Source organism: Thalassobacillus sp. C254, assembly GCF_001310615.1.
Map to the genome: position 1 here is coordinate 1 of NZ_BAXQ01000055.1, position 2,688 is coordinate 2,688.

Sequence of the window (2,688 nt, forward strand, 5' to 3'; positions counted from 1 at the left end):
CGCGACACGTTCCTAAGTGAAAAAGCTTAGGCGTTGTTAAACAAGCATGTTTGACAATGAACCGTTATTCCGAGAAGTCAAATGAAGGGGTAACGCCCTGAAGGGCTTCCTTTAATCCTCCGACATGCAATTCTGCTGATAAGAGTGGAGTTGTATGAAGCTCGGTGAAGTCGGTTGAGAGACACCGTAAACTCCTCCTGGAGTTCGAAAGTCGCCTAGAGGTAGGCGATGTGTCCTATAAACCGGAAGTCTATAAACACCCATGGTTAGAATGCACGTGTAAACCATTAGCGAGTCATGGCAAGTGCAGACGAATCCCTGATTGTACGGGTCTATATCGGGAGGAAGTCGAAAGGCTTTCTGACACAAAGGAGTGTCGCTACGGTGGATGAGTAAGACTCTCCTTTATGAAAATCCATCTATCGTTACAGGCGATAGCCACGTAGCAGGCTCATAGGGGAAACCTAACGGTGATTGTACAGATAGGAATAATGGAACGTGGTAAGCTGCGGATGCGGAGGACTTATTCTCTGATGAAACGGTTCTAAGGAAAGCAGTAGGGAGATTACCTACTTGTATAACTTAGATTTATCGCAGTGAAAGTGGTGGCATCGTACCGGTGAAGCGTGTAACGAACGCAGAGGGATGGCCACTAGTCGATAATAGACTGACTGTTACTCATATGGTTCATACATGGTTTCGAGTAAGACTAAGAGATGTAATTCTCCTGATCAGGTAGGAGGTTACAGCCCATGTTAAAGAAAACCAAGTTGCGACACATTGAATATTACGACATGCAAAAGGTTTACGACGGTCTATATTCAAGCAGTCAAAACGGTAACAACTTTTATAAGCTATCAGAAATGATTGGTTCTGAACAAAATATCCGACTGGCATATCGGAACTTAAAAACAAATAAGGGTAGTAAAACAACCGGGACTGATGGTCTTACCATTAAAGACCTCTGGCATTTAAATGATCAGCAAATCGTCCTTGAAGTTAGGCGACGATTAATAGATTATCAGCCAGGTTCTGTTAGGAGAGTATGGATTCCTAAAGAAGGTTCGGATCAGAAGAGACCACTTGGCATTCCGCCAATATGGGATCGCTTGATCCAACAAGCTATTCTACAAGTATTAGAGCCCATTTGTGAAGCAAAATTTCATCCACATAGTTACGGGTTTCGCCCGAACAGAAGTGCTCACCATGCCTTCAGTCGAATGGTAAGTCTCGTCAATATTGGAAGGCAACACTATTGCGTTGATATTGATATTAAAGGATTCTTCGACAACGTGGATCACGGGAAATTGCTTAAGCAATTATGGTCGCTCGGCATACGAGATAAATCGTTGTTATGTATTATCTCGAAACTTCTAAAAGCACCCATCCAAAACGAAGGGTCTTCTGAAAAAGGGACTCCGCAAGGAGGTATTCTCTCTCCTTTACTTTCGAACATTGTGTTGAATGAACTAGATTGGTGGATTAGTAGTCAATGGGAAACTTATCGTCCCCATCGATCTCGATCAGTCGGTTTTCGTCACTATGCCAGGAAGTATACGAATTTAAAGACCGGCTATCTCGTAAGATACGCGGATGATTTCAAAATTATGTGTCGTACGTATCAAGAAGCTAAGCGCTTTTACTATGCGACAGTTGATTTTCTGAAGTCCCGATTGGGATTAGATATTAATGAACAGAAATCCAATGTCGTGAACTTAAAGCGAAATGCATCAGAGTTTCTTGGGTTCAAACTCAAAATTGTCAAACAGCGTCAAGCCAGGTATGGCTACATTGCCAAGACATCCATGAGTGACAAATCGGTTATGAAAACCAAGAATTTATTAAAAGATCGTATCAAAGAAATTCAACAATACCCCACAACGAAGACCGTTCAACGCTTTAATACTACCCTGATAGGTATACAACATTACTTTCGATATGCCACCACGATTTATACGGATCTAACAGAAGTGAATTATATTCTCTTAAAATCCATGAAATCCAGATTAAAGAATAAAGCTTCGATAAGAAAATTCAGCGAAACAAGCTTCTTGTTTAAAAAGAAAACCAGAGGAATCAGACCAGATACAAAAGTCTTTGTAATCCAGAACACAGCTCTTTTACCTGTGACAGGGGTTCACCATAAAAACCCATGGAACTTCAGTCAACACTACTGTAATTACACGGAAGAAGGGCGTAAAGGTGTTCACACAGGGCTTCAGGCTATTCCAAAAGATGTTCTAGTTCAAGTGATGCATCGTTACTCGAAAAACAGAAGCATTGAATACAATGATAACCGCATTTCTAAATACGTAGCTCAGTACGGTAAGTGTTATATCACCGGTGAGCCTATAGGAATTGATCGGGTTCATTGCCATCACATCATACCACTAGTAATGGGAGGGACAGATCATTACTCCAACTTGGTTATCATTGATCGCTTTGTTCACAAACTGATTCATGTGAAGCGAGACGATGAAATCACAAAGTACCTCAGGTACTTTCAATTAGACAAGAAGCAACTTGAAAAGCTGAATGTACTGAGAAGTACTTTTGGAAATGAACCGATTATAACGTAGCTTTAAGTCAGTTGGAATCGATGGAACGCCGTATGCGCGGAAACGCGCTCGTACGGTGTGAGGTGGGGGAAAAGATGGAGATCATATCAAAGTCTTACCTATCATCATA

1 protein-coding gene is annotated in these 2,688 nt (G+C 41.5%); it reads left to right on the forward strand.

Translation table 11 applies throughout. The features are described from left to right. Positions 1 to 752 precede the first annotated feature (752 nt). Positions 753 to 2,579 (forward strand): group II intron reverse transcriptase/maturase, encoded by a 1,827-nt coding sequence (gene ltrA / locus JCM19033_RS21485; RefSeq protein ID WP_054637867.1) that lies wholly within the window; start codon positions 753 to 755, stop codon positions 2,577 to 2,579. Positions 2,580 to 2,688 lie beyond the last annotated feature (109 nt).